23 protein-coding genes and 1 pseudogene are annotated in these 25,003 nt (G+C 62.3%); 13 read left to right on the top strand and 11 right to left on the bottom strand.

Translation table 11 applies throughout. The features are described from left to right. Window positions 1-536: 536 nt before the first annotated feature. From HB777_17040 to HB777_17030, 3 genes are all read left to right on the top strand, one after another. Window positions 537-1,499 (top strand): tyrosinase family protein, encoded by a 963-nt coding sequence (locus HB777_17040; protein QND68799.1) that lies wholly within the window; start codon window positions 537-539, stop codon window positions 1,497-1,499. Then, a complete protein-coding gene (locus tag HB777_17035; GenBank protein QND65438.1) occupies window positions 1,496-2,245 on the top strand; it encodes a hypothetical protein in 750 nt (249 codons plus the stop codon). The genes HB777_17040 and HB777_17035 overlap by 4 nt, the downstream gene beginning before the upstream one ends. A 77-nt stretch (window positions 2,246-2,322) precedes the next feature. Next, window positions 2,323-3,438 (top strand): hypothetical protein, encoded by a 1,116-nt coding sequence (locus HB777_17030; GenBank protein QND65437.1) that lies wholly within the window; start codon window positions 2,323-2,325, stop codon window positions 3,436-3,438. A gap of 45 nt (window positions 3,439-3,483) precedes the next feature. Here HB777_17030 and HB777_17025 read toward each other — a convergent pair whose 3' ends face one another. After that, window positions 3,484-4,668 (bottom strand): cystathionine beta-lyase, encoded by a 1,185-nt coding sequence (locus HB777_17025; protein ID QND65436.1) that lies wholly within the window; start codon window positions 4,666-4,668, stop codon window positions 3,484-3,486. 639 nt (window positions 4,669-5,307) lie between these two features. Here HB777_17025 and HB777_17020 point away from each other — a divergent pair. The 5 genes from HB777_17020 to HB777_17000 all read left to right on the top strand — a co-directional run bounded on the left by HB777_17020 (window position 5,308) and on the right by HB777_17000 (window position 10,361). Then, a complete protein-coding gene (locus tag HB777_17020; GenBank protein QND65435.1) occupies window positions 5,308-6,336 on the top strand; it encodes an amino acid ABC transporter substrate-binding protein in 1,029 nt (342 codons plus the stop codon). Window positions 6,337-6,399: 63 nt separating this feature from the next. Next, entirely contained in the window at window positions 6,400-7,587 is a 1,188-nt protein-coding gene (locus HB777_17015; GenBank protein QND65434.1) for an amino acid ABC transporter permease, read from the top strand. A gap of 4 nt (window positions 7,588-7,591) precedes the next feature. Further along, window positions 7,592-8,749, top strand: a complete 1,158-nt coding sequence (locus tag HB777_17010; protein QND65433.1) for an amino acid ABC transporter permease — start codon at window positions 7,592-7,594, stop codon at window positions 8,747-8,749. 24 nt (window positions 8,750-8,773) lie between these two features. Continuing rightward, window positions 8,774-9,577: an amino acid ABC transporter ATP-binding protein gene (locus tag HB777_17005; protein ID QND65432.1), complete on the top strand. Its 804-nt coding sequence runs from the start codon at window positions 8,774-8,776 to the stop codon at window positions 9,575-9,577. A 115-nt stretch (window positions 9,578-9,692) separates the two neighbouring features. Further along, window positions 9,693-10,361, top strand: coding sequence for a TIGR02117 family protein (locus tag HB777_17000; protein QND65431.1), 669 nt, complete (start codon window positions 9,693-9,695; stop codon window positions 10,359-10,361). Window positions 10,362-10,379: 18 nt separating this feature from the next. On the opposite strand, the gene HB777_16995 is transcribed toward HB777_17000, so the two are convergent. From HB777_16995 to HB777_16985, 3 genes are all read right to left on the bottom strand, one after another. Then, on the bottom strand, window positions 10,380-10,559 hold the full coding sequence (locus tag HB777_16995; protein QND65430.1) for a hypothetical protein: 180 nt from the start codon (window positions 10,557-10,559) through the stop codon (window positions 10,380-10,382). A gap of 225 nt (window positions 10,560-10,784) precedes the next feature. After that, on the bottom strand, window positions 10,785-12,029 hold the full coding sequence (locus tag HB777_16990) for an FAD-binding protein (GenBank protein ID QND65429.1): 1,245 nt from the start codon (window positions 12,027-12,029) through the stop codon (window positions 10,785-10,787). A gap of 18 nt (window positions 12,030-12,047) precedes the next feature. Further along, window positions 12,048-12,293, bottom strand: coding sequence for a zinc-finger domain-containing protein (locus HB777_16985; protein QND65428.1), 246 nt, complete (start codon window positions 12,291-12,293; stop codon window positions 12,048-12,050). Between the two features lie 248 nt (window positions 12,294-12,541). Here HB777_16985 and HB777_16980 point away from each other — a divergent pair, with 248 nt between their 5' ends. Both HB777_16980 and ppx read left to right on the top strand, forming a co-directional pair. Next, the gene (locus tag HB777_16980) at window positions 12,542-14,743 is read left to right on the top strand and encodes an RNA degradosome polyphosphate kinase (GenBank protein QND65427.1); all 2,202 of its coding nucleotides are present in this window, start codon (window positions 12,542-12,544) and stop codon (window positions 14,741-14,743) included. Continuing rightward, complete coding sequence (gene ppx / locus HB777_16975) at window positions 14,743-16,278, top strand: exopolyphosphatase (GenBank protein QND65426.1); 1,536 nt, start codon at window positions 14,743-14,745, stop codon at window positions 16,276-16,278. The genes HB777_16980 and ppx overlap by 1 nt, the downstream gene beginning before the upstream one ends. 280 nt (window positions 16,279-16,558) lie before the next feature. Here the strand turns inward: ppx and HB777_16970 are convergent, their stop codons facing one another. The 6 genes and pseudogenes from HB777_16970 to betI form a co-directional block, all read right to left on the bottom strand. Then, window positions 16,559-16,963 (bottom strand): DoxX family protein, encoded by a 405-nt coding sequence (locus tag HB777_16970; GenBank protein ID QND65425.1) that lies wholly within the window; start codon window positions 16,961-16,963, stop codon window positions 16,559-16,561. A 161-nt stretch (window positions 16,964-17,124) separates the two neighbouring features. Then, complete coding sequence (locus HB777_16965) at window positions 17,125-17,544, bottom strand: DoxX family protein (GenBank protein QND65424.1); 420 nt, start codon at window positions 17,542-17,544, stop codon at window positions 17,125-17,127. Between the two features lie 177 nt (window positions 17,545-17,721). After that, window positions 17,722-19,118: pseudogene (gene fumC, locus HB777_16960) on the bottom strand (class II fumarate hydratase). 162 nt (window positions 19,119-19,280) lie between these two features. Then, window positions 19,281-19,829: a DUF805 domain-containing protein gene (locus HB777_16955; protein QND65423.1), complete on the bottom strand. Its 549-nt coding sequence runs from the start codon at window positions 19,827-19,829 to the stop codon at window positions 19,281-19,283. A gap of 179 nt (window positions 19,830-20,008) precedes the next feature. Further along, complete coding sequence (locus HB777_16950) at window positions 20,009-20,767, bottom strand: glucose 1-dehydrogenase (GenBank protein QND65422.1); 759 nt, start codon at window positions 20,765-20,767, stop codon at window positions 20,009-20,011. 123 nt (window positions 20,768-20,890) lie between these two features. Next, on the bottom strand, window positions 20,891-21,529 hold the full coding sequence (gene betI, locus HB777_16945; GenBank protein ID QND65421.1) for a transcriptional regulator BetI: 639 nt from the start codon (window positions 21,527-21,529) through the stop codon (window positions 20,891-20,893). An 83-nt stretch (window positions 21,530-21,612) separates the two neighbouring features. Between betI and choX the strand changes: the two genes are divergently transcribed. Both choX and HB777_16935 read left to right on the top strand, forming a co-directional pair. Beyond that, window positions 21,613-22,551 (top strand): choline ABC transporter substrate-binding protein, encoded by a 939-nt coding sequence (choX, locus tag HB777_16940; protein ID QND65420.1) that lies wholly within the window; start codon window positions 21,613-21,615, stop codon window positions 22,549-22,551. 8 nt (window positions 22,552-22,559) lie between these two features. Continuing rightward, window positions 22,560-23,372: an alpha/beta hydrolase gene (locus HB777_16935; GenBank protein QND65419.1), complete on the top strand. Its 813-nt coding sequence runs from the start codon at window positions 22,560-22,562 to the stop codon at window positions 23,370-23,372. On the opposite strand, the gene HB777_16930 is transcribed toward HB777_16935, so the two are convergent. After that, the gene (locus tag HB777_16930) at window positions 23,369-24,148 is read right to left on the bottom strand and encodes an NIPSNAP family protein (protein ID QND65418.1); all 780 of its coding nucleotides are present in this window, start codon (window positions 24,146-24,148) and stop codon (window positions 23,369-23,371) included. The genes HB777_16935 and HB777_16930 overlap by 4 nt on opposite strands. Before the next feature lie 95 nt (window positions 24,149-24,243). Between HB777_16930 and HB777_16925 the strand changes: the two genes are divergently transcribed. Then, entirely contained in the window at window positions 24,244-24,924 is a 681-nt protein-coding gene (locus HB777_16925; GenBank protein ID QND68798.1) for a TetR/AcrR family transcriptional regulator, read from the top strand. Window positions 24,925-25,003 lie beyond the last annotated feature (79 nt).

The raw sequence follows: 25,003 nt of genomic DNA, 5'->3' as shown, positions 1-25,003 counted from the left end.
AGCCAATGACAACTCGCTGCCGAAATGGAAAGCCAAATCGATCCTCAAAACGGTCATCTGGGGAAATGAAATTCCCGCGACGCTGCCGCGGTAGACCTTGACCCTCGCTGCTTCGAGGTATGCAAGAAGGGGTTTGTAATTTTTAAGTTAGGGGATAGTGTAGTTCTATCGAAGTCTTGCGCACTCAACGGTGTCGGATGATTGTAGAAATAAAATTGAGCACGACTGAACCGAACGGTCGTACTTTCTTGACTTGGACTCCAGTTGCCGCAACGGCACAGATTACAAATGCCGAGGGGGCGGTCGGCGAAGTCGATGTGACCTTGCGCAATGGCGGGTCGGCAAACGGAGGCCGTGTCGTATTCGACAAGGCCCGCAGTGACGCTGGGCTGAGCGAGCTACAACTGCGACTGCCAACAAACGGCACAAAGGTCACCTTCTGGGTTGCCGGTGAGTTTCAAAAGCCGAGCCTCGGCTACGGCGACGCCGTTATTGAAGCCGTTGCCGCCGGAGCAAGCGTTGGCCGGCGTGAGCTGATGGTGCGGGTCCGCAAGAACGCTGTAAAGCTCACGGCCGCGGAGCGGGACCGTTTCCTGCTGGCTATCGGCAAGCTCAACGATGCCGGACTTGGCCCTTTTAAGGCCTTTCGTGACATGCATGTCGCATTGTCGGCGGATGAGGCACATGGCTTCCCGGCATTTCCGCCGTGGCATCGGGCCTATCTTCTCGACCTGGAGCGTGAACTCCAAGATGTTGATGATACGGTAGCGCTCCCATATTGGCGCTTCGACGAACCAGCCGCGGCCCTTTTTGCACCGGCCTTCCTGGGAATGCCGCCGCAAAATCCGATGGCAGGCGATGTCATCCAGTTCCCGAACGGGCATCCGCTGGAGTTTTGGAAAACGGATGGCTCCGATCCGATTGAACGCCGGCCGCGATACAACATCGTGAACGCTCCCCCGCAGAGTGTGCCGACGCCGACAGGGCCGCAGCCTTGGGTAATCTCTCAGGATGACACCATGAAGCTCGGCACCAGCTATGCCGACTTTCGAGATCTGGAAGGCGCCCCCCACGGCAACGCCCATACAAGCTTTCGCGGCCCAATAAGCTCTGTGCCGACAGCCGCCAAGGATCCTTTGTTTTTTCTGCTCCATGCCAATGTGGACCGGCTGTGGGCGTTCTGGCAGTGGTTGAATCGGCGTCACGATGTGAACAGCACCGATAGCTACTCGCTCGCCGGGCCGAAGCGGCCGCCAAACGATCTTGGGCACAAGCTCGGCGATACGATGTGGCCTTGGAATGGATCAAGAAAGCCACCTCGGCCAACGTTTCCACCGCCCCGAGGCTCGTTTCCTCCCGCGCGCACCGGGACGCTTCCAGGTCCTCACCCAAAAGTCGCCGACATGGTAGACTACCAGGGTGTTCACGGAACGGAATCGCTTGGCTTCGACTACGATGACGTTCCGTTCGAACTCAATGCGGGAGCGATCGTGGCATGAACGTCAAAGAGTATCGCCGTCAAGTCGAGGCCGAACTCAACGCCAAGGCTGCATCCAATGCCCGTGTTTCCGACTTCAGTGCGAAAGTCGTGGTCGGGGCGGATACTCCGGATATTCGCGCGGCTGTTTCCGGCGAGAACTGGGACGAGGCCATAAAGCAGCTTGCCGACCCCAAGCTGGATGAGGAAGCCCGGCTGGTTGCGCTTCAATTTCTGCAGGCTGGCACCTTCCTCGGCGCCCGGTTTGCTCCATACCGCGCAAAATATCTCGCTGCGTTGCGCACAGCCGCTACGAGCGCCGACGACGCGGAGTTGCGGCATTCGGCACTCGATATCCTGGCTAACCTGAAGGATGATTTCGCCCGGCAGAAGCTGATGGATGGCTTGCAGGGGGCAGGCACTGCCCTGGTATCTCCGGCGGTTGCGCTCGGCCTGCTGGCGCGCGACGATCATGGCTCGATCTCCACTCTGGCGCGCGATCTCCTCAAAAGCAGCACCGATGTTCATACGCGTGAGCAGGCTGCCCGGGTTCTTGGATCAGATCCAAGCGCCAAGAATCTGTTGTCGGAGCTGATGACAGACAAGACCGAATTTAGTGCTGTGCGGCGGGCCAGCGCCGTGGCCTTGCGGAATCTCGATCCAGGCGAATTCGAGACAAATGCGAGAAGTATCCTGGCGGATCACGGTGACTTCGGGGAAATAAAGGCGACCGTGAAAGGCGCGACGGATCGGCTGACCCGACCGTAGTCGCCTGGGGGTTCAAATGGACTGGGCGCACGCGGGACTACCTGTTTGTTTTCGGGTTCACATTGGGTGGCGGCAGCATGGGGCGTGACCTCAAACAATCATCTGGAGACCCTCTCAATGCGGCTCTGGCGCTGTTGGCGTCATCGGAGGTCCATTGCGGCTGTGACGGGTCGCTGCTTGCGCTCCTGCGGGAAGATGCCCCTCTTTACCGCGGCAGGGGCGCGGTCGAAGCTGAACGGCTTCGTGCCTTTGTCATGGCAGGACTTGCTGAACGCGGCTTGGCCGACACCCTCGTGCCGTTTGCTCTTCAAGAACTGGAAACGAGTATCGATCCCTATGGCATCGCCGCCGCTGCAAGGGTCGTGCGGCGCGCATCGGCCGTGCCCCAGGAGACGGCCTCGCTTTTGGGCAAGGCACTCGACAGAGTTCGTCAGATTGATGAGATAGTCGACCTCGAAAACTACCCAGCCACTCCTGAGTTCGGTGGCCGTACGGCGGTCGCGGAAACCATCGAGGCCCTGGCGGCATCCCCCGATGGCCGGTCGGAGTTACGGGTCTTGAGCCGCGATGCGCAGGCCGGGCCCCATCTGTCCAGCGATATGATGAATCTCGTCGATGAAGCACTGGGAAGGATTGGAGGAGGGGCATGTTGCGCAGGCCCCGCCGCTCTTCCCGTTTCTGGAGCGCGCCCGGTAGCGCGTACGCTGGCTGGAATCCGCGACGTGCTGCTTGAGAACCAGGACGGCGTCCGTATGACCGTCGGCGACTTGTTCGGTGCGCGCCCCGCATTGTTGGCATTTTTCTACACGCGGTGCATGAACCCGGACAAATGCTCCAGGACAATCAGCCAGCTCGGGCGTGTCTGTGATGAGTTGGGGCGAAGGCATCGCGCAAATGACGTCCTTGTCGCCGCAATCAGCTATGACCCCGCCTACGATGACCCGCCTCGTCTGCGCCGTTATGGTGATGACCGCGAATTCCCATTTGCTGGCTTCTGCCAACTGCTCCGTACGGTGGGAGCCTTCGAGCCGATCCAAACCGCTTTGCAGCTCGGAGTCGGCTACGGTCAAAACACCGTCAACCGACACCGCCTGGAATTGATGCTCGTCGACCGCCACGGCAAGGTCGACGAAATAGCCGCCGGCCGGCTGTGGGACGAAACCACGGTGGCAGACATGCTTTTGGCTGTTTGAAGGTGCGCTTGACCCGCAGATTCTTTTAGTAACGTCGGCAGCTCCTCACGCAGCCGCCGCGGCGGCCAGGCCGCGTGAAATATCGGCCTTCAGGTCGTCGACATCCTCGAGCCCGATCTGCAGGCGGATCAACGGACCCTCATAGGGCGCTTTCGCAACGACGCGGTCGCCGAGCCAGACCGGCACGGCAAGGCTCTCATAGCCGCCCCAGGAATAGCCGAGGCCGAAGATCCGCAGCGCGTCGAGGAAGGCGTGCTGCTGCTTCTGGCCGCCGCCGGCAAGCACGATGGAAAAGATGCCGCTCGAGCCGGAGAAGTCGCGCTTCCACAGATCGTGGTCCGGATGGCTGGGAAGGGCAGGGTGGAGCACGCGCGCCACGCCCTTCTGGCCCTCGAGCCAGGAGGCGATTGCAAGCGTGCTGCGCTGATGGTGTTCGAGACGCACGCCCATGGTGCGCAGGCCGCGCAGCACCTGGTAGACGTCGTCGGGCCCGGCGCAGCAGCCAAGCGTGCAGAAGCTTTCGTAAAGATGCTTCCAGCAGTCCTCATTGGCCGACACCGTGCCAAGCAGCACGTCGGAATGGCCGGCCGGGTACTTCGTCGCCGCATGGATCGAGATGTCGACACCGTGGTCGAGCGGACGGAAATACAGCGGCGTCGCCCAGGTGTTGTCCATCATGACGATGGCGCCCGCGGCGTGCGCCGCCTTGACGATGGCCGGGATGTCCTGCACCTCGAATGTGTTGGAGGCCGGCGATTCCGTGAACACCACCTTGGTGTTGGGCTTGATCAACGCAGCGATGCCGGCACCGAGATCGGGGGCGTAGTACTCGACCTCCACACCCAGCCGCTTCAGCATCGTGTCGGCGAAGTTGCGGGTCGGGTGATAGACGGTATCGACGATCAGCAGATGGTCGCCCGACGACACGAAGGCGAGCAGCGGCACGGTCACCGCCGCAAGACCCGACGGCACCACGATCGTGCCGGCCGAGCCTTCCAGCGCGTCTATGGCGTGGGCAAGCGCATCGGTCGTCGGTGTGCCGCGCGTGCCGTAAGTGTATTTCTGGCTGCGTGCCGCCATCGAAGCCGCGTCCCGATAAAGCACGGTCGAGGCATGCACCACCGGCGGATTGACGAAGCCGAAATAGTCATGCGGATTGTTGCCCGAATGGGCAAGCCGCGTGTTGATGCCCATCCCGCCGCTGGAGCGCTCGCTGCCGTCTTTCGCCATTCTGCATCGCCTTGTTTGACAAGCCGCTAGCCATAGTGCGGCGTCAGCGGCCGTGCAACAGCCGCCGTTCGCCAGGGGATGGACTTCGAATATGCCAATTCGTCGCGGCAAAAGGCGGCGATGCGGACACGGATTCTGCCAAGCGGTCACCGGCCGCCGATCTCTATCAATGGACGCCGATGAAGGGCGTCTACCTGCGCCAATGTCAGGCGTCCGGGTGGTATTGGCCTGCAACCGCCCGGTATCCGTCAGATGACAGTCTTCCGAGATGGCAATTCATGGCGCACTGAGGTCAATAACGCCGAGGTATTGCGTGGGATGGATTTCGCTGTCGCGGCCCGCATTGACCCCGCATTGGCATTGAATGAGCTTTGCCGACTTTGTTAGCGCTGCTGACCAAATCGCGAGCGCGTTTGTCTGCAAATCAGGCATTTGCTGCAATCGGTTTTCAAACTCTTTCGGTTTCGGTCATTTCCCTTGACCTCACGGGAATTATCGCCTTCGATGACATTTGTGAATGGGAGGCGGCGCGTCGGTTACGATGCGGGGTTCCGGGAATGGGCCGGAATGGGAGCTGCGTTCACGCGGGAAAAAGATCAGGGTTTGCCCCTGGAAAACAGAGAAAAGGGTATGTGGGTCATGAAACATATTGCTATCGGCATTCTTGGCGCCGCCACGCTTGGGATGATGGCGTCGGCCGCGTCGGCAACCACGCTCGACACCGTCAAGGCGAAGGGCTTCATCCAGTGCGGCGTCTCGACCGGCCTGGCCGGTTTCTCGGCGCCGGACGACAAGGGCGACTGGCAAGGCATCGACGCGGATTTCTGCCGCGCTGTCGCGGCCGCCGTCTTTGGTGATGGCACCAAGGTCAAGTTCACCCCGCTTAGCGCCAAGGAGCGGTTCACCGCACTGCAGTCCGGCGAGATCGACATCCTGTCGCGCAACACCACCTGGACCATCAACCGCGACACGGCACTTGGCCTGAATTTCATTGGCGTCACCTACTATGACGGCCAGGGTTTCATGATCAATGCCAAGAAGCTGCCGGGCGTCAATTCGGCGCTGCAGCTTTCCGGCGCCGCCGTCTGCGTGCAGAGCGGAACGACCACCGAGCTCAACCTCGCCGACTATTTCAAGGCGAACAAGATGGAGTACAATCCGGTCGTCTTCGAAAAGCTGGAAGAGGTCAACGCCGCCTATGACGCCGGCCGCTGCGACGTCTACACCACCGATCAGTCGGGCCTCTATGGCATCCGCCTGACGCTGGGATCGCCGGCCGATCACGTCGTGCTGCCCGAGATCATCTCGAAGGAGCCGCTCGGACCGGCCGTGCGCCAGGGCGACGACCAGTGGTACCACATCGTCAAGTGGACCTATTTCGCGCTGTTGCAGGCTGAAGAACTCGGCATCACCAAGGCCAATGTCGACGAGATGAAGAACTCTCCCAGCCCGGAGATCAAGCGCGTGCTCGGCCAGGAAGCCGACACCAAGATCGGCACCGATCTCGGCGTCTCCAATGACTGGGTCGTCAACATCGTCAAGTCCGTCGGCAATTATGGCGAAATGTTCGAACGCAATGTCGGTTCGGGCAGCCCGCTGAAGATTGCGCGCGGCATCAACGCGTTGTGGACCAAGGGCGGCCTGCAATACGCTCCGCCGATCCGCTGATCGAAATGTGATCCGGAAGGCAGGTCGTCTGCCTTCCGGTTTCTCTTTCCAGGGGACGGTCGAATGGCATCGCAGGAAGTTCTTCGCGAGGAGCCCAGCCGCGGTTCCTTCATCAACGATCCGAAAGTCCGGGGCATATTCTTCCAGGCGGTGGTCGTCGTCGTGCTGGTGGCTGGCGTCTGGTGGATTGCCCACAACGTCATCGCCAACCTGACGCGCCTGCACATCGCTTCAGGCTTCGGCTTCCTCAAGGGCCGCGCCGGCTTCGACATCAGCGAGAGCGCCATCGCTTATTCGTCGGATTCGACCTATGGCCGCGCCATCTTTGTCGGCTTCCTCAACACTGTCATCGTCGCCATCGTCGGCATCATCACCGCGACGATCATCGGCTTCATCGTCGGCATTGGTCGGCTTTCGCAGAACTGGCTGATCAGGAAGATCTGCACGGTCTATGTCGAGGTCTTCCGCAACATCCCGCCGCTGCTGGTCATCTTCTTCTGGTATTCCGGCGTGCTGGCCGTGCTGCCGGCCCCGCGCGACAGCATCAACCTGCCGTTCGGCTCCTTCCTCAACCAGCGCGGCTTCTATTTTCCACGCGCCGTGTGGGGCGACGGCTCCTGGCTGATCTTCGTCGCTCTGCTCGTCGGCATCGCCATGGCGTGGTTCGTCGCGCGCAAGGCGCGGCAACGGCAGATGGCGACCGGCCAGCAATTCCCGGTGTTGTGGACAGCCCTGGCGCTGATCGTCGGGCTGCCGCTGCTCGCCTATGCGCTGAGCGGCTTTCCCCTGACTTTCGATTACCCGAAGCAATCGACTTTCAACCTGACCGGCGGCTTCCAGGTTAGGCCGGAGTTCCTGTCGCTGTATCTGGCGCTGTCCTGCTATACCGCCGCCTTCATTGCCGAGATCGTGCGCGCCGGCATCAGGGGCGTCAGCAAGGGGCAAACGGAAGCTGCCGGTGCGTTGGGGTTGCGGCCCGGATCGATCCTGCGGCTGGTCGTCGTGCCGCAGGCCATGCGCATCGTCATTCCGCCGCTGACCAGCCAGTATCTCAACCTGACCAAGAACTCGTCGCTCGCCATCGCCATCGGCTATCCGGACCTGACGGCGACCGCCGGTACGGTGCTGAACCAGACCGGCCAGGCCGTCGAGGGCGTGGTGATCATGATGGTGATCTATCTGGCCATCAGCCTTCTGACCTCGCTTGTGATGAACTGGTTCAACGCCAAGATGGCGCTGGTGGAGAGGTAAGGACATGCAAGAACATGATATGTCCTGGGTGCGCACCGAAATGGTGCTGGCGCAGCCGGCGCCAGCCGGTGTCACGGGTCTTGGCGCGTGGGTGCGCAAGAACCTGATCGCTTCCGCCGGCGACACCATTCTGACCATCGCCGGCATCGCGCTGGTGGCGCTGATCCTGCCGCAAATCATCAACTGGGTGTTCATCAACGCTGTGTGGTCGGGACCGGACCGGACCGTATGCGCCACTGTGGCGCAAGGCGGCATCCAGCCCGATGGCTGGACCGGCGCCTGCTGGGCTTTCGTCAATGCCAAATTCGGCCAGTTCATGCTCGGCCGCTATCCGATCGAGGAGCGCTGGCGGCCGATCCTGGTCGCCATCCTGTTCGTGGCGCTGCTGGTGCCGATGCTTATCCCGAAGGTGCCGCGCAAAGGGCTGAATGCCGTTCTGCTGTTCTTTGTGCTGCCGATCGTCTCCTTCATCCTGCTGGTCGGCGGCACGTTCGGCCTGCCGCATGTCGAGACCTCGCTGTGGGGCGGGCTGCTGGTTACGCTCAGCCTGTCCTTCGTCGGTATTGCCGTGTCGCTGCCGCTTGGCATCGTGCTGGCGCTCGGCCGTCGTTCCAGGATGCCGATCATCAAGACGCTGTGCGTCGTCTTCATCGAGACGGTGCGCGGCATCCCGCTGATCACCGTGTTGTTCTTTGCCAGCGTCATGCTGCCACTGTTCCTGCCGGAGGGCGTCAGCTTCGACAAGTTCCTGCGCGCGCTGATCGGCGTGTCGCTGTTTTCCGCTGCCTACATGGCCGAAGTGGTGCGCGGCGGCCTGCAGGCGATCCCCAAGGGCCAGTATGAAGGTGCCGATTCGCTCGGTCTCGGCTATTGGCAGAAGATGTATTTCATCGTCATGCCGCAGGCACTGAAATTGGTCATACCGGGCATCGTCAACACCTTCATCGGCATGTTCAAGGACACCAGCCTGGTCATCATCATCTCGATGTTCGACCTGCTCGGCATCGTGAAGCAGAACTTCTCCGACCCGAACTGGGCAACGGCGCAGACGGCCAGGTCCGGCTTGATCTTCGCGGCCTTCGTCTTCTGGCTGTTCTGTTTCGGCATGTCGCGCTATTCAATGTTCACCGAACGCCGGCTCGACACCGGCCACAAACGCTAAACAAAAGAACAAGGGGATCCCGTCATGGCCACCGAAAATGCCGTCAGCGCGGAAGAGATCAAGGTCAACGCCGCCAAGATGCACATCTCCGACACCGATGTCGCCATCGACATCGTCGCCATGCACAAATGGTATGGTGAGTTCCATGTGCTCAAGGACATCAACCTGAGAGTGATGCGCGGCGAGCGCATCGTCATCTGCGGCCCGTCGGGCTCCGGCAAATCGACGATGATCCGCTGCATCAACCGTCTGGAAGAGCACCAGAAGGGCAAGATCATCGTCGACGGTAAGGAACTGACCAACGATCTCAAGAAGATCGACGAGGTGCGCCGCGAGGTCGGCATGGTGTTCCAGCACTTCAACCTGTTCCCGCATCTGACCATCCTGGAAAACTGCACGCTGGCGCCGATCTGGGTGCGCAAGACGCCGAAGAAGCAGGCCGAGGAAATCGCCATGCATTTCCTCAAGCGCGTCAAGATCCCGGAACAGGCCCACAAATATCCCGGCCAGCTGTCCGGCGGCCAGCAGCAGCGTGTGGCGATCGCCCGCTCGCTGTGCATGAACCCGCGCATCATGCTGTTCGACGAGCCGACCTCGGCGCTCGATCCGGAAATGATCAAGGAAGTGCTGGAGACGATGGTGGGGCTCGCCGAAGAAGGCATGACCATGCTGTGCGTCACCCACGAGATGGGCTTTGCCCGCAAGGTCGCCAATCGCGTCATCTTCATGGATCAGGGCCAGATCGTCGAGCAGAACACGCCGGCCGAGTTCTTCGACCACCCGCGCCACGAGCGCACGAAGCTGTTCCTGTCGCAGATCCTGCACTAGCCTTTGGACGATTACAAAGAGCCCGGCTGAAACAGCGCCGGGCTCTTTTGCGTATGGATGAGCAGGGAGCGGGCGGTTCGCGTCGCGCCGGGACGCGTTTGCAGGGCCGCCATTCATGAAAAAGCTGGGACGTTTTCTAGGCTTTCTGTTGATTGTGGTCGCGCTCGCAGTGGCGCTCGGTACGTTCGTGCCGCGACCGCTCTGGCAAGCAAGCGCCGACAGGCCCGCCGCAACGCGCCATATCCTGGTGCTGAAGAACCCGATCCATACCGACATCGCCATTCCGGTCGACGATGCCGTGCGCCAACGCTTTCATTTTCTGGTCGAAGCCGGCATCCCGGCCGACAGTCCGGAGGTCCGCTACATCGTCTTCGGCTGGGGTGGCCGCGCCTTCTATCTGGAAACGCCGACCTGGTCTGAGCTCAAGGCCGTTCCCGTGATGAAGGCGCTGACCATCGATGCTTCGGTCATGCATGTCGATGTCGCCGGTGACATCGTCGAATCGCGCCCTGATGTCGCGGGGTTCGACATCGGTGAGAATCGGTTCGCGGCACTGCTCGATTTTATCGATGCGAGTTTCCAGCGAGACCCGAAGGGCCCGATCCTTGTTCCGGATGCGGCCTATTCCAGGTTCGACGGCTTCTACGAGGCCACCGGCCATTTCAACGCGCTGGTCGGCTGCAACACCTGGACGGCGGCCGCCTTGCGCACCGCCGGCCTGCGCACCGGCTGGTGGAACCCGCTGCCTGTATCGCTCGGCCTGTCTATGCGGCTGTATAATTAGGCGGGGTGTGCGCCGACTTCAGTCTGCGGTGTGCCGACGGATCGCCCTCCGCCAGAATTCTTCGGTCAGCTCAGGAATATCGCTTGTATCGACATCGCTCTCGGGTCGCGCCTTCAAGGCTGCGATTTCCGCTTTCTGAGACTCTGTTAGTGGAGGCGGATTTGCCGGGTCGAACTTGTACCGGATGAGTTTGGCCATAGTGCTATTTCTACTCGGCGTAGGCGCTGCTGTCGAACGCCAACGCCGCGATCCTTCGCGCCCCCCTCTGTCCTGCCGGACATCTCCCCCACAAGGGGGGAGATTGGTAGCGTCGACGCCTTCTCCTCGACGTTGACAATTGGCGAAAGCGGTCGCGACACTCGATCTCCCCCAAGTGGGGGAGATGTCCGGCAGGACAGAGGGGGGCGCTGTCCCGCCAGCCTGTCAACGCCTGACAACAGCCTCCGGTGCCCGCCAGCCATAGAGCCAGTCCAAATCCGCCGCCAGTTTTTCCGACGAACGCATCTTCAGGAACAGGTTGCGCGCAATCGCCACTGGACCTGAGGCATGCCAGGCAAAGCGGTTGACGGCGCCGCGACGCGCGACCCTGGCGACGCGCGGCCGCCGCAGGTTCTCCCAGATTTGCAGACTTTGTGCCGGATCGGCGGGGAAGTCGGCGATGATATCGGCAAGCATAGCCGCATCCTCGATCGCCATCGCCGCACCTTGCGCCGCGAACGGCGTCATAGCATGCGCGGCGTCGCCGATCAGCGCGATGCCGTCCGGGATTGTCCAAGGCCGGTTCTGTTCGACAGTGTGGAGCGGCCAAGTCAGCCACGCACCAACCATTTCCACCAGTTCTGCAAGACCAGGCGCGGTGCCGCGCATTGCGCTGGCGAGGATGCCGGAATCGGCATGGCCGGACCAACCCTCGGCAATGCGCTCGCCTCTGGTGAAGGCGACGAGGTTGAAGGCGTCGCCCTTGCTGACGGGGTAGGCCACCATATGGAAGCCCGGGTGCAGGAAGGTGGAGACGCAGTCCGGAGCGCCGATCGCCGCGAAAGCTTGCCCTGCGGCACTTTGCGCGGCAATGGTCGCGCGCCAGGCCAGTTCGCCGGAAAACCGGCTTCTTGGCGAGGTCGCCCTTTTGGCCGAATCGACAAGCCCGCGCACCGACGACCAGACGCCGTCGGCTCCGACCAGCAGGAAGCCCTCGGCCTCAATGGTTTTGCCGTCGATCTCGGCCGTCGCCGTGATGCCATCGGGGCCGGCGGCAACGCTGCCGATACGGGCACCGGTGGTGAGGCTGATATCCGGCATCTCGGCAACGCGCGCGGTCAGTGCGCTCTGCAGATCGGCCCTGTGAGCCACGAGATAGGGCGCTTGCCAACGAGCTTCGGCGGCTTGTCCCAGCGGCACCCGTGCCAGTTCGCGCAACGTCGCGGCGTCCTTCAACACCACCGCCTCCGGCCGCACCGCTGCCGGCAGCAAACGGTCGAGTACACCAAGCTGGCGAAGAATGCGTGTCGCGTTGGGAGAAAGCTGGAGGCCGGCGCCGGCTGCCTCCAGGCGCTGCGCCTGTTCGAACACTTGTACCCGGTAGCCGCGCTCGGCGAATGCAAGGGCTGCGGTCAATCCGGCGACACCCGCCCCGGCGATGACGACCTGCCGGGATCGCGTGTCGTTCATCGGGCTGTCGCGAAAGGCTCAGGCGGCCTGGTCGATATAGATGCAGCCGGCCGGCAGCGTTTCGGTCGCCTTCAGCTTTGGCGAATAGCGGTAGAGCGTCGAGCAGTAGGGGCAGACTTTTTCATTGTCGCCGCCCATGTCGAGAAACACATGCGGGTGGTCGAAAGGCGGATTGGCGCCCGTGCACATGAATTCCTTGACGCCGATGTCGATTGCCGGGTGGCCCGCATCGTTCTGAAAATGGGGAATGGAACCGCCTGCCATCGTCGTCTCCTTAACGCAGTCTGTTCTGCATCTGGATCATAACAGGCCTCTTTGCAAGATCGATGAAATGAAACTGTCGCAAAAGCCTGTCAGAGGATAAGTTAAGCCGGTTAACGCATGACCCCGAAAACCGACTTCGATTTTCGGAAAGGATCATGCGTCGCTTTGGAGTGGGTAGAGCGTCCTTTGCGCGTCCTGAAGGACGCGCGGCGCTCTAGCCGGCTGACGGTGTGGGAAGAGCGGGAATCATGAACGAACTGAAGCCGGTGCAGAGCGAATTCGTGAACGTCGAGGTGGCCCGTCCGGAGGGCGGCAACCCCGACCGCTTTGTCAACCGGGAGTTTTCCTGGCTGCAGTTCAACCGCCGCGTTCTCGAGGAATCACTGAACCTCAATCATCCGCTGCTGGAGCGCGTCCGCTTCCTGTCGATCTCAGCCGCCAATCTCGACGAATTCTTCATGGTCCGCGTCGCCGGCCTCGCCGGCCAGGTGCGCGAGGGCATCACGCTGAAGAGCCCTGACGGGCGCACCCCCGAACAGCAGCTCGAACAGCTGCTGCGTGAGGTCGAGCGGCTGCAGGAAGACCAGCAGAAGAGCCTTTCGGCGCTCACCGTGCTGCTCAACAAGGAAGGCATCGAGAGCATCACCCGCGATGCGCTGACCAAGGACGAGAAAATCTGGCTGGAAGACCATTTCCAGGAGCAGGTGTTCCCGGTGCTCACCCCGCTGTCGATCGACCCGGCGCATCCGTTCCCGTTCATTCCCAATCTCGGCTTCTCGATGGCGCTGCAATTGCGCCATCGCAAGAACGGTGAAGAGATGAGCGCGCTGCTGCGCCTGCCGGTGGCGCTGAAGCGCTTCATCCGTCTGCCGGACCGCAAGCATCATGTCCGCTTCATCCCGCTGGAAGAGGCTGTCGGCCTGTACATCGGCAAGCTCTTCCCCGGCTACGAGGTCAAGGGCTCCGGCACGTTCCGCATCATTCGTGACAGCGATATCGAGGTCGAGGAGGAGTCCGAGGATCTGGTACGCCTGTTCGAAACGGCGCTGAAGCGGCGGCGGCGGGGTTCGGTGATCCGCATCGAATTCGACAGACTGATGCCTGGCGAATTGCGCGACTTCGTGGCCGGCGAGCTTGGCGTGTCGTCGAGCCGCATCAGTGTGCTGACCGGTCCGCTGGCGCTCAGCCAGATCTCCGAGATCGTCGCTGTCCCCCGCGACGATCTGAAATTCACGCCCTACAATCCGCGTTTTCCCGAGCGTATCCGCGAGCATGGCGGCGACTGTTTTGCCGCCATCCGCGAGAAGGACATCGTCGTCCATCACCCCTACGAATCCTTCGATGTGGTGGTGCAGTTCCTGCGCCAGGCGATGGCCGACCCTGAAGTGGTGGCGATCAAGCAGACGCTCTACCGCACCTCCAACGACAGCCCGATCGTGCGCGCGCTGGTCGACGCGGCCGAGGCCGGCAAGTCGGTCACGGCGCTGGTCGAGCTCAAGGCGCGCTTCGACGAGGAAGCCAACATCCGCTGGGCGCGCGATCTCGAGCGTGCCGGCGTGCAGGTCGTGTTCGGCTTCCTCGAGCTGAAAACCCACGCGAAAATGTCGCTGGTGGTGCGGCGCGAGGACGGCAAGCTGCGCAACTATGTGCATCTCGGCACCGGCAACTACCATCCGGTCACCGCGCGCATCTACACCGACCTGTCCTTCTTCACCACCGATCCGACGATTGCCCGCGACGTCGCCCAGCTCTTCAATTTCATCACCGGCTATGCCGAGCCGACGGATGAAATGCGCTTGGCGATCTCGCCGTTCACGCTGAGAAGCCGTATCCTGAAGCACATTGCCGACGAGATTGCCCATGCGGTGGAGGGGAAACCGGCGCGCATCTGGATGAAGATGAACGCGCTCGTCGATCCGATCATCATCGACGCGCTCTATGATGCCAGCCGCGCCGGCGTCGAGATCGACCTTGTCGTGCGCGGCATCTGCTGCCTGCGGCCGCAGGTTCCGGGCCTGTCGGAAAACATCCGTGTCAAATCGATCGTCGGCCGTTTTCTCGAGCACAGCCGCATCTATTGTTTCGGCAACGGCCACGGCCTGCCGTCGGACGAGGCCATCGTCTACATCTCTTCGGCCGATCTCATGCCGCGCAATCTCGACCGCCGCGTCGAGACCATGGTGCCGATCACCAATCCAACTGTGCATGAACAGATCCTTGGCCAGATCATGCTGGGCAACATCATGGACAATCAGCAAAGTTTCGACGTATTGGCTGACGGGACCTCCCGGCGCGTGGTGCTGGAGGAGGGCGAGGAACCGTTCAACGCGCAGGAATATTTCATGACCAATCCGAGCCTGTCGGGACGGGGTGACGCGCTGAAGTCGCATGCGCCCAAGCGCATTGCGCAGTTCAAGCGTCGCAAGAAGAACGCCGCAGCGTCCGACTGATGCTGTCTGATTCCCAGGGCCGGCTACAGGACCGCCGACCGCTATCCATCATCGACATCGGATCGAACTCGATCCGTCTCGTCGTCTATGAAGGGCTGGCGCGCTCGCCGACCATGCTGTTCAACGAAAAGATGCTGGCCGGTCTCGGCCGTGGCATCGTTTCGACCGGCAAGCTCGACCCCGAGGCGGTGACCCGCTCGATGGAAGAGTTCCGCCGCTTTCGCGCGCTTTCCGACCAGGCCGGCGCCGAACATATGTATGTGTTGGCGACCGCTGCCGCCCGCGAGGCGGTCAACGGTCCCGATTTCATCCACCGCGCCGAAGATGTGCTGAAGACCGAAATCCGCGTGATCAGCGGCCGTCAGGAAGCTTACTATTCGGCGCTCGGCGTCATTTCGGGCTTCCACCCGGCCAATGGCATTGCCGGCGATCTGGGCGGCGGCAGTCTCGAACTGGTCGATGTCAACGGCGAAGCGATCGGTGACGGCATAACGCTGCCGCTGGGTGGCTTGCGCCTGCAGGACATGGCGAAGAACTCGCTGACCCAGGCGGCGAAGATCGCGCGTGACGAACTGGCGAAGGCGAAGCTGTTGAAGGGCGGGCAGGGCAGGCCCTTCTACGCCGTCGGCGGCACCTGGCGAAATCTCGCCCGGCTGCACATGGAAATGACCAACTATCCGCTCGGCGTCATGCACCATTACGAGATATCGGCCGAAAGCGCGACGAATTTCCTCAAGCAGGTGGCCAAAGCCGAGATCGAGAAGGTCAAGGGGATCGAAGGCGTTTCCAAGAACCGCCGTTCGCTGCTGCCTTACGGCGCCGTCGTGTTGCAGGAGATCATGGCGGCGATGCAGCCGTCGAAGATCATCGTTTCGGCGCTCGGCGTGCGCGAAGGCTTTCTCTATTCGCTGCTCGATGCTGCCGAGCAGAAGGCCGATCCGCTGATTTCGGCCTCGGAAGAACTCGCCCGCCTGCGCTCACGCTCCGTCACCCATGCACATGAGCTCGTCGACTGGACCGCCAAAACCTTTGCCGCCTTCGGCATCGACGAGACCGAGGACGAGGCGCGCTACCGCCATGCGGCGGCATTGCTGGCCGACATCGGCTGGCGTGCGCACCCCGAATATCGCGGCAAGCAATCGCTCAACATCATTGCGCATGCCTCCTTCTTCGGCGTCGACCACCCCGGCCGCGCCTTCCTGGCGCTGGCCAACGCCTATCGCCACGACGGCATCTTCAATGAAGCCATCGCCCCCGAGATCAAGGCGCTGGCTTCGCCGCGTTATCTGGAGCGCGCCCGCGTGCTCGCCGCGATGATGCGCGTCGTCTATCTGCTGACGGCGTCGATGCCCGGCATCATGCCCAGGCTGAAATGGGAACAGCGCGCCAACGGCGTGCTGGCGCTGGTCTTGCCTGCATCGCTGGCCGATCTCTACGGCGAACGGCCGGCCGGGCGCCTGGCGCAACTGGCAAGGATCACCAACCGCCGGCTGGTGCTGGCCGTCGAGGGCGGCCCGAGTATGTCGGTGAAGTAGGCGCTGCCTGGTAGCAGACCATATCTTAACTGGCTAGACCTGCCCGGTCGTGCTCACTCGTCGGCGGCCTCGCGTTTGTGGACTGGCTTCCCCCAATCCGTCGCTGCTTCGCAGCGCCACCTTTCCCCCTTCGGAGGGAAAGGAAGGGAGCCTAGCGTGAGGAGCGTTGGCTAGAATAGGTTCGTGCCCTTCCTCTACCCCGTCGATCGGGGGAGAGGTGGCTCGGCGAAGCCGAGACGGAGTGGGGGTCGGCCAGCTCGGGCGCGTCTAAGCAAAGATACTAAACCGAACCACGCCCGTCGGCCGACCACGCACCGGCGCCGGCCATCGCCAGCGCCAGGAAGCCGCCCGATATGGCAACGTCCTTCATCAGCATCTGCTGGTGCAGGAAGGCGAGCATCGCGTCGCCGCCACCCTGGCCGTAATGGCCGATGAAACCGGCGAAAATGCAGAAGGCGGCAAGCAGCAGCGCCACGATCCGTGTTTGGAAACCGACCAGGATGAGCAGCCCGGCGATCAGTTCGAACAGTCCCGTGCCCCAGGCGGCAAGCGTTGGCAGCGGCAGGCCGAGGCCGGCGAAATAACTGGCTGTACCGGCGATGTTGGCGAGCGCCTGAAAGCCGGACTGTACGAACAGCACGGCAAACAGCAGTCGCGAAACCAGAAGCAGTGCGTTGCGGGCCATGGCCATCTCCCTTGCCTGCGCCCGGATTGGGCTTAAGCCGACTGCCGCGCAGTTTACGCCTGCGCAGCCGCGGCCGAAACCGGCGAGCCAGCTATTTCAGACAACGAAAAAGCGGCGCGGAAAATTCCGCGCCGCTTCTGCCGAGGCTTGGGAAGGGAAACTCAGCCGCGCTTGGCGTCGAGCGAATAGGCGCCGGCGCCCGAGGAAGCCAGCAGCAGGAAACCGCCCGCGATGGCGAGGTTCTTCAGAAACTGGATCATCTGCATCTGGTCGGCCCAACCGGTGTGGGCGACCAAGCCGGTGGCGACAGTGAAGATCGCGAGCACCCAGGCGACAAGCCGGGTCTGGAAGCCGACGAGGATGGCGAGGCCGCCGAGAAGCTCGATCAAGCCGACGACAATGGCCGTTACGGTCGGCAAGGGCAGGCCGAGGCTGCCGAAATAGCCGGCCGTGCCGGCGATGGCGGTGAGCTTGCCGAAACCTGAAAGCAGGAAGATGACGGCAAGCAGGACGCGGCCGAGGAGGATGGTGGTCGAAGCATTGGAAGCGCCGGAACCGGCGACTGAAGTATTGATGGACATGGTGGCTCTCCGAATGGGTTGAATGACCACTCAGATAGACCAAGCCGACTGTTCACCAAAGCCGTCGATCCGGCAACACATTGTTCACAGCGCTTACATTTCCGTGATCGGGCGACTGACGCAAAATTCGCGTCGGGTCAGGTCGCGAAGTAAGGAAATTCTCCCGCCAAAAAATATTTACCCCGGATGCGTCATGTCCTCCGGCCGCACCAGCCGGTCATAATCGGCTTCACTGACCAGCCCGGTGGCGAGCGCTTCCTCGCGCAGCGTGGTGCCCTTCTTGTGCGCGGTCTTGGCGATCTTGGCGGCATTGTCGTAGCCAATTGTCGGCGCCAGCGCCGTCACCAGCATCAGCGAGCGGTCGAGGGCGGCCTTGATGTTGTCTTCCCGCGCTTCGATGCCGACGACGCAATTGTCGGTGAAGGAGACCGAGGCGTCGGAGAGCAACTGCACCGACTGCAGGAAGTTGTAGGCCATTAGCGGGTTGTAGACGTTGAGCTCGAAATGGCCCTGGCTGCCGGCGAAGGTGAGGGCCGCATTGTTGCCGAACACCTGCACGCAGACCTGCGTCATCGCCTCGCACTGGGTCGGATTGACCTTGCCCGGCATGATCGACGAGCCCGGCTCGTTTTCCGGCAGCGACAGTTCGCCGAGGCCCGAACGCGGGCCGGAGCCGAGGAAGCGGATATCGTTGGCGATCTTGAACAGCGCGGCTGCCGCCGCATTGATGGCGCCGTGCGAAAACACCATGGAATCATGGGCCGCCAGCGCCTCGAACTTGTTCGGCGCGGTGACGAAGGCAATGCCGGTAATCGTGGCGATGCGATCCGCGACTCGTTCGGCGAAGCCGACCGGCGCGTTGAGGCCGGTGCCGACGGCGGTGCCGCCCTGCGCCAGTTCCTGCAGGCCGGGCAGCGTCAGCTCGATGCGCTTGATCGACGAGGCGACCTGGGCGGCATAGCCCGAGAATTCCTGGCCGAGGGTCAGGGGGTGGCATCCTGCGTGTGCGTGCGGCCGATCTTGATGATGTGTGCGAAGGCCTTGGTCTTGGCCTCGAGTGCCTTGTGCAGGTGTTTCAGCGCCGGCAAGAGGTCGTGCACGATGCGCTCGGCGCAGGCGATGTGCATGGCCGTCGGGTAGGTGTCGTTCGACGACTGGCTCATATTGACGTGGTCGTTGGGATGCACCGGCTTCTTGGAGCCCATGACGCCGCCCAGCATCTCAATCGCCCGGTTGGAGATCACCTCGTTGGCGTTCATGTTGGATTGCGTGCCCGAGCCGGTCTGCCAGACCACCAGCGGGAAATGGTCGTCGAGCTTGCCGTCGATGACCTCTTGTGCCGCCTCGACAATCGTCTTGCCGATCGCCGGGTCGAGCCGCTTGAGCTCCATGTTGGCTTCCGCCGCCGCCCGCTTGACGATGCCCAGCGCGCGCACGATCGACGCCGGCTGCTTTTCCCAGCCGATCTTGAAATTGCCAAGGGAACGCTGCGCCTGCGCGCCCCAATAGCGATCGGCGGCGACTTCGATGGGGCCGAACGTGTCGGTTTCGGTTCTGGTCTTTGCAGCGGTCACGGGTCTCTCCTTGTCGAAGTCGGCAACGGCGTATCGCGTTGCACAAACGGCTTCAAGCGGAGATTGCGGGCGGTGAGGATGCAAATCGGTTGAAGCAAGGCTGCTCAGGAATGCAGCCGGCAGGTTTCCTGCTTCGGTGCGGTCAGGGCTTCTTCCGTGGGCTTAGAGGCCGCGGCGGCCAAATCCGGTTGGATTTGGTTGGCTCCTCGTTTGCGGTGCCGGCGATGCTATATCCACACTGCCGGATAGCGGTCGCTGCTGGATTGAGCGCTCGGCCTTCATGCGTGAAATATGGGCATCGACATCGCTCACAAAAGCTGCACGACCGCTTGTGCCGGGTGGCGGGCCATAGTCGTTATCGCCAGATGAACCCGCGAAAAACCCGCATTCGATGGTCACCCAGATCGGGCCGATAATGGGGACGAAGGTCAACAGAAGCCAGACCCCCGGCTTATTCAGATCATGGTAGCGCTTGATAATCGCTGCGACCTTGATCCAGCAAGAAAGTATGATGCCAGCGAATAATGCGACGCCAACGCTCAGCCCGCCGTGGGATAGCTCTCCAGGCTCGTGCTCGCTGGACGGGTCAACCACCGCCATGATGATGACGAATCCCACCACGACCAACACCCACACCAGGACGATCGCGAACGAGGCTAACCACCATTGCTGGCGCCCGATACGACCAGAAAATCCAAACAAGAAATTCATTGATGCCCCGCCGTCAATGGGCGCAGTCTCCATCGGTAAAGTAAAAAGTCAGTAAAAATACTTTTATGAAGTCATAGAAAAGATGAGTAGTTTAGTTCGATGGTTAATTGCCTTGCAAAAGCCGAAAAAATTCCGTCGAGTAGTGGTTGAGCGCTAGGAAGCGAAGAAGCGCGCGCTTCTCACCCGGCCGTATAGCCGCCGTCCACGGAAAGAATGCCGCCGCTGGTCCAGGCGGCCTCGTCGCTGGCTAGATAGACCGCGATACCGGCCAGATCGTCGGGGCGGCCGATTCTGCCGAGCGGATAGCTGCGCTCGACATAGGCTTTCAGCTCGGCCTTTGCCTCGGCCGACAAATTGTCGACGGTCTTGCGCCGCATCGCGGTGTCGACCGTGCCGGGCGCGATGGCGTTGACGCGGATGCCGCGCGGGCCGAGTTCGAAGGCCAGCGATTTGGTCAGCGAGTTCAACGCGCCCTTCGACAGCGAGTAGAGGCTCGACGGTCGCTTCGGGATCATCTTGTTGGCGAAATAGGACGAGATGTTGATCACCGACGCGCCGGCAGCCAGATGCGGCAGCAGGCCCTGGGTGAGGAAGAACACCGCCGTCACATTGAGCGCGAAGGATTGCTGGAACTGCGCCTCGCTGACGGTTTCGAACGGCACCAGGAAAGCCACGCCTGCATTGTTGACGAGGATATCAAGCGGCCTGCCGGGTTTTTTGACGTGCTCGACGACGGCCGCGATGCCGGCCGATGTGGCAAGATCGGCCGACAGCGTCTCGATAGTGCCGCCGAGGCGCTCGCGTGCGTCGTCGAGCTTCTTGGTGTCGCGGCCGACGATCAGGACGTCCGCACCCTCGCGCAAAAAGGCCTCGGCGACCGCCAGGCCGATACCGTCCGACCCACCGGTAACCAGCGCGCGCTTGTCGTGAAGTCTCATGGGACGCTCCGAGGGATTTCTGCCTCGTCGAGAGCACCGTATAGTGGTGGCCGTGGTCAAGCCGTCGGCCTATCCCCCGGTATGAACTTCGACCGCTGCCTGCGCTGGCTAGCCGAGGCCGGTTTACGCGCCGGCGGTCGCAAGCTCCCGCAGGGCCAGCCGGCCCGCGACATAATTCTTGACCTGGCGGACCGCCTGTTCGCGCGAGACGCTGCCCGGCTGCAGGCCGAGCCGCAGCCAAAGCCCGTCGATCAGCGCGGTGACACCAAGGGCGATGTCGTCGGCATCGGCCGGCGAGGCGAGGCCGCGCAGGCCCGACAACAGGTTCGAGCGCATGCGTGCATGGATCACCCTCTGGATACGGGCCATCTTCTCGTCGCGCGGCACCTCGGCGCAGAGCGACAGCCAGGCATGGCACAGAGGCGGCTGGAACAGATGCTCCTCGAAATTGCCCTCGATCACCGCATCCATGCGCTCCATGGGGGTATGCGCCCGGCGGAGCCGCGCGATCACCGCCTGGCACAGGACGGCGTTGGCCTCGCGCATCGCGTGCTCGAACAATTCCTGCTTGTTGCGGAAATAATGCAGCACGATGCCCTTGGACGCGCCGGCCTGGGCCGCCACCTTTTCCAGTGTGGCGCCGGCAATGCCTTCGCGCTCCAGCACCGCGAAGGCCGCCTGCCGCAGTTCCTTGCGGCGTATCTCGCTGAGACGCTTGAGTTTCACGGGGTCGGTCCATGCATGGCGAATCCACGTTGACATTTTCGCCCGCTCAGATCAATCATTGACCCATGGGACAATAAAAAGACCAATTGGTCAATTTGATCACAATGAGGAGAACCGAAATGTTGCGCATCCTTGCAAATGGCGTCTGTCTTGCCGCGCTGATATTGGCCTCGAATGCGGCCCAGGCGGCCGATGCCGAGCAGTGCAGCACTGTCCGCATGGCTGAGCCCGGCTGGAATGATCTTGCCTTCACCACCGGGGTCGCCAACGTCCTGCTGCAGGCGCTCGGCTATCAGCCGCAAAGCCAGGTTCTTGGCATCAACGTCATCTACGAGGGCATGAAGAACAGGGATCTCGACCTGTTCCTGGGCTACTGGGACCCGGCCATGGTCACCTACTACGAGCCCTACAAGAAGGACGGCTCGGTCGAGAATGTGCGCGTCAATCTCGTAGGCGCCAAATACACCTTCGCCGTGCCGACCTATGTCTGGGAGGCCGGCGTCAAGGACATCGCTGACCTGCACAAATTCGCTGACAAGTTCGGCAAGAAAATGTACGGCATCGAGCCCGGTTCCAACCAGTTGATGATGGACGCCATCGCCGATCCCATCTTTGGCCTGGACGGCTGGCAAGTGGTCGAATCCAGCGAAGCCGGCATGCTTTCCGAGGTCGGCTACGAGATCAAGGAAAAGCAGTTTATCGTCTTCCAGGGCTGGGCGCCGCATCCGATGAACACGATGTACGACTTCAAGTATTTGACCGGTGGCGACAAGTTCTTCGGCCCGAACTTCGGCGCCGCGACGGTGACGACGCAGGTTCGCAAGGGTTATCTCGATCAGTGTCCCAATGTCGCGCAGTTCTTGAAGAACCTCGCCTTCGACATCGATTTCGAGAATGTCGGCATGGGCTATCTGATCAATGACGGCATGAAGCCGGAAGACGGGGCGCTGAAGGCAATCACGGCGAACAAAAGCCGCCTCGACGCCTGGCTCGCCGGCGTCACCACCTTCGACGGCCAACCCGGCCTTGCCGCGGTCAAGGAGAAGCTCGGCCTGTGAGAGCGGCGATGCTGGATGCTTTGTCTGACCAGGACGCCTGGGCCGGCCGCAAGCAGTTCGTCACTGTGGGCGATCTCGACATTGCCTATGTCGAGATATCAGGCGCCGAACCGGCGCTGTTGTTGGTGCACGGCTTCACCGACACCAGCCGCAGCTTTTCGCTTTTGGCGCCGCATCTGGCCGGCCGCCGGCTGATCATGCCGGATCTGCGCGGCCATGGCGCCTCGCAAGCGGGCAAGGGCTGCGGCATCGCCGATTTCGCCGACGATATTGCCGGGCTGATTCTGCGCTTGCGGCTCGACCGGCCGGTCGTCGTCGGCCATTCGCTGGGCGCCATGGTGGCGATCGCATTGGCCGGGCTACACAGGGAGCTGATCGGCGGCCTGGTGGTCCTGGCCGGCACGTTGAAGCCCGACTTCGCGCCGGACCACCCGCTGGTCACGGGCGTTCTGGCCTTGCGCGATCCGATATCGCCGGCCGATCCGTTCTATGCCTGGTGGCATGCCTGCCGGCCCGGCGTGCCCCCAGCCTTTCTCGCTGGCCTGGCAAAAGACGCCTCGGCAATGCCGTCATCGCGCTGGCGCGCGATTCTCGAGGAAATCCGCCGTGCCGATCTGACCGACGCGGCACGAGCCGCGCAGGCCCAGACGCTGATCATCGCCGGCGCGTGCGACCCGCTGTTCGGCGAGGCGCACCAGCAGGCGTTGCAGTCCGCTCTTCCCGAAGCCGTCTTCGTCCGCGCCGAGAGCTGTGGCCACAACCCGCATTGGGAAGATCCGGCCCTTGTTGCCAAGGCCATCATCAAGGCATTTGAGGCTTAACGCCCGGCCAGCGATTGCGACGTGGGCGACAGCCGCAAAGTCTCCGTTGGTTTGGTCAGGCCGCGCTGCGCGGCCTGCCAAAAGGCCTGCCATGCCGGTGAAGCGACGAGGGTGGCCTTGTGGCGGGCATGTGCCTCTGCGCTGGCAAAACCCGTGATGCTGATGAAGACGTTTTCATCAGCCCGTACCGGCAGGCGCGGAAAACTGTTTTCGGCATGTTCCGTAACGAAAGCGGCGAGCAGGCGTGCGTCGGCCGTCATCAGGCACGCCGTCTCAATCTCGAAGCGAGTGGCGAAATCTGCCTCCGTGCCGGGCTGCAAATGATGAATCTCGATGACAACGATGCCGGTCAGCGGTCTGTTTTGAATGGGCTTTTCGTCGGCGGCCAGGCTTGGCCGCTGCGCGCCCGCTAGGTCGAAGCCGGCATCCGGCCACGCCGGCTTGAGCAGCAGCACGTCGTCGGAATCGATCATTGTCGCGTTGGCCGCATCGCGGTTCGCCGCCCAGACCGGGCCGCCATAGAAATCGGCGAGAGCATTTTTCCGCGCATCCATGCCGTCGAAGCCGCGCATCCAGACGAACATGTCCGGCCGGTCGAGGTCCCGGAACTGGCCGATGATGGTCATGCCGGTGCCTTCCTGGCCCTCGATCAATCTGCTGTCGAAGATATCGATGAGCGTGTCGCGCCGGCCGGCCTTCAATGTGTATTGCCGAAGCTCGACCACAGGCGAGGCGAGCAGCGTGGGTTTCAGCGTGGCATTCAGGGGCATGTTCATCCGTCTCTCCGCAAAACAGGGCAGTCATCCTGTTTATAAAACAGACCGGTTGTCCTGTTTTGTCAATATGCTAAAGTTCGGCAATGTCAGCAGAGATGATCGTCCAGCCAAAACCGCGTCCAGGAAAACGCATCAACGACCCTGAGGGCATGCGCAAAAAAGTGCTCGATGTCGCCGAGGACGCGTTCCAGGCGCGCGGCTATCACGCCTCCAGCATCGGCGACCTGATGGCGGCGGCTTGCGTCAGCGGTGGCGCGCTGCACCACCATTTCCCGACCAAGAAGGCGCTGGCGCTGGCGGTGATCGACGAGCGTGTGGCGGCGGCGGTCGAAGAGACATGGATCGCGCCAGTGCTGGCGGCGAGCACTGCACGCGAAGGCGTGCGCGCGGTGTTCGAGGCCGTGGCGGCGGAACTGGAGCAGCAGGGTTTCGTGCGCGGCTGCCCGCTCAACAATCTGGCGCACGAACTGTCGCTTGCCGATCCGGATTTCCGGATTGCCCTTGCCGGTATTTTTGCCGGGTGGCGGCGAGCGATCTCCGACAAGCTGCGAGCCGACCAGCAGGCGGGCAGGGAGGAGGGCACGGATCCCGAGCGTTTCGCCGCGCTGACGGTCGCCACCTATTCCGGGGCGATGTCGATGGCCAAGACGGCGCAGGATGCGAGCGTGCTGCGGGATTGCCTGGCGGGACTGGAGCGGAGCGCGCTCTCGCCTTCGCAGGGCGGATTGGCAGCCAGGCGCCGCCGCAGGGTGCTGCCACGACCAAGAACCCTTTGATACCGCAGCGACGAGGGATTTCGACGCGGCCGCTTTGACGTTGCGGCGCTACCGAGCGAGCGGCGGCGGTGTCGATGCG

This window comes from Mesorhizobium loti (assembly GCA_014189435.1).
GTDB classification, from domain to species: Bacteria; Pseudomonadota; Alphaproteobacteria; order Rhizobiales; family Rhizobiaceae; genus Mesorhizobium; species Mesorhizobium loti_G.
This window is presented reverse-complemented; position numbering and strand designations above follow the sequence as displayed.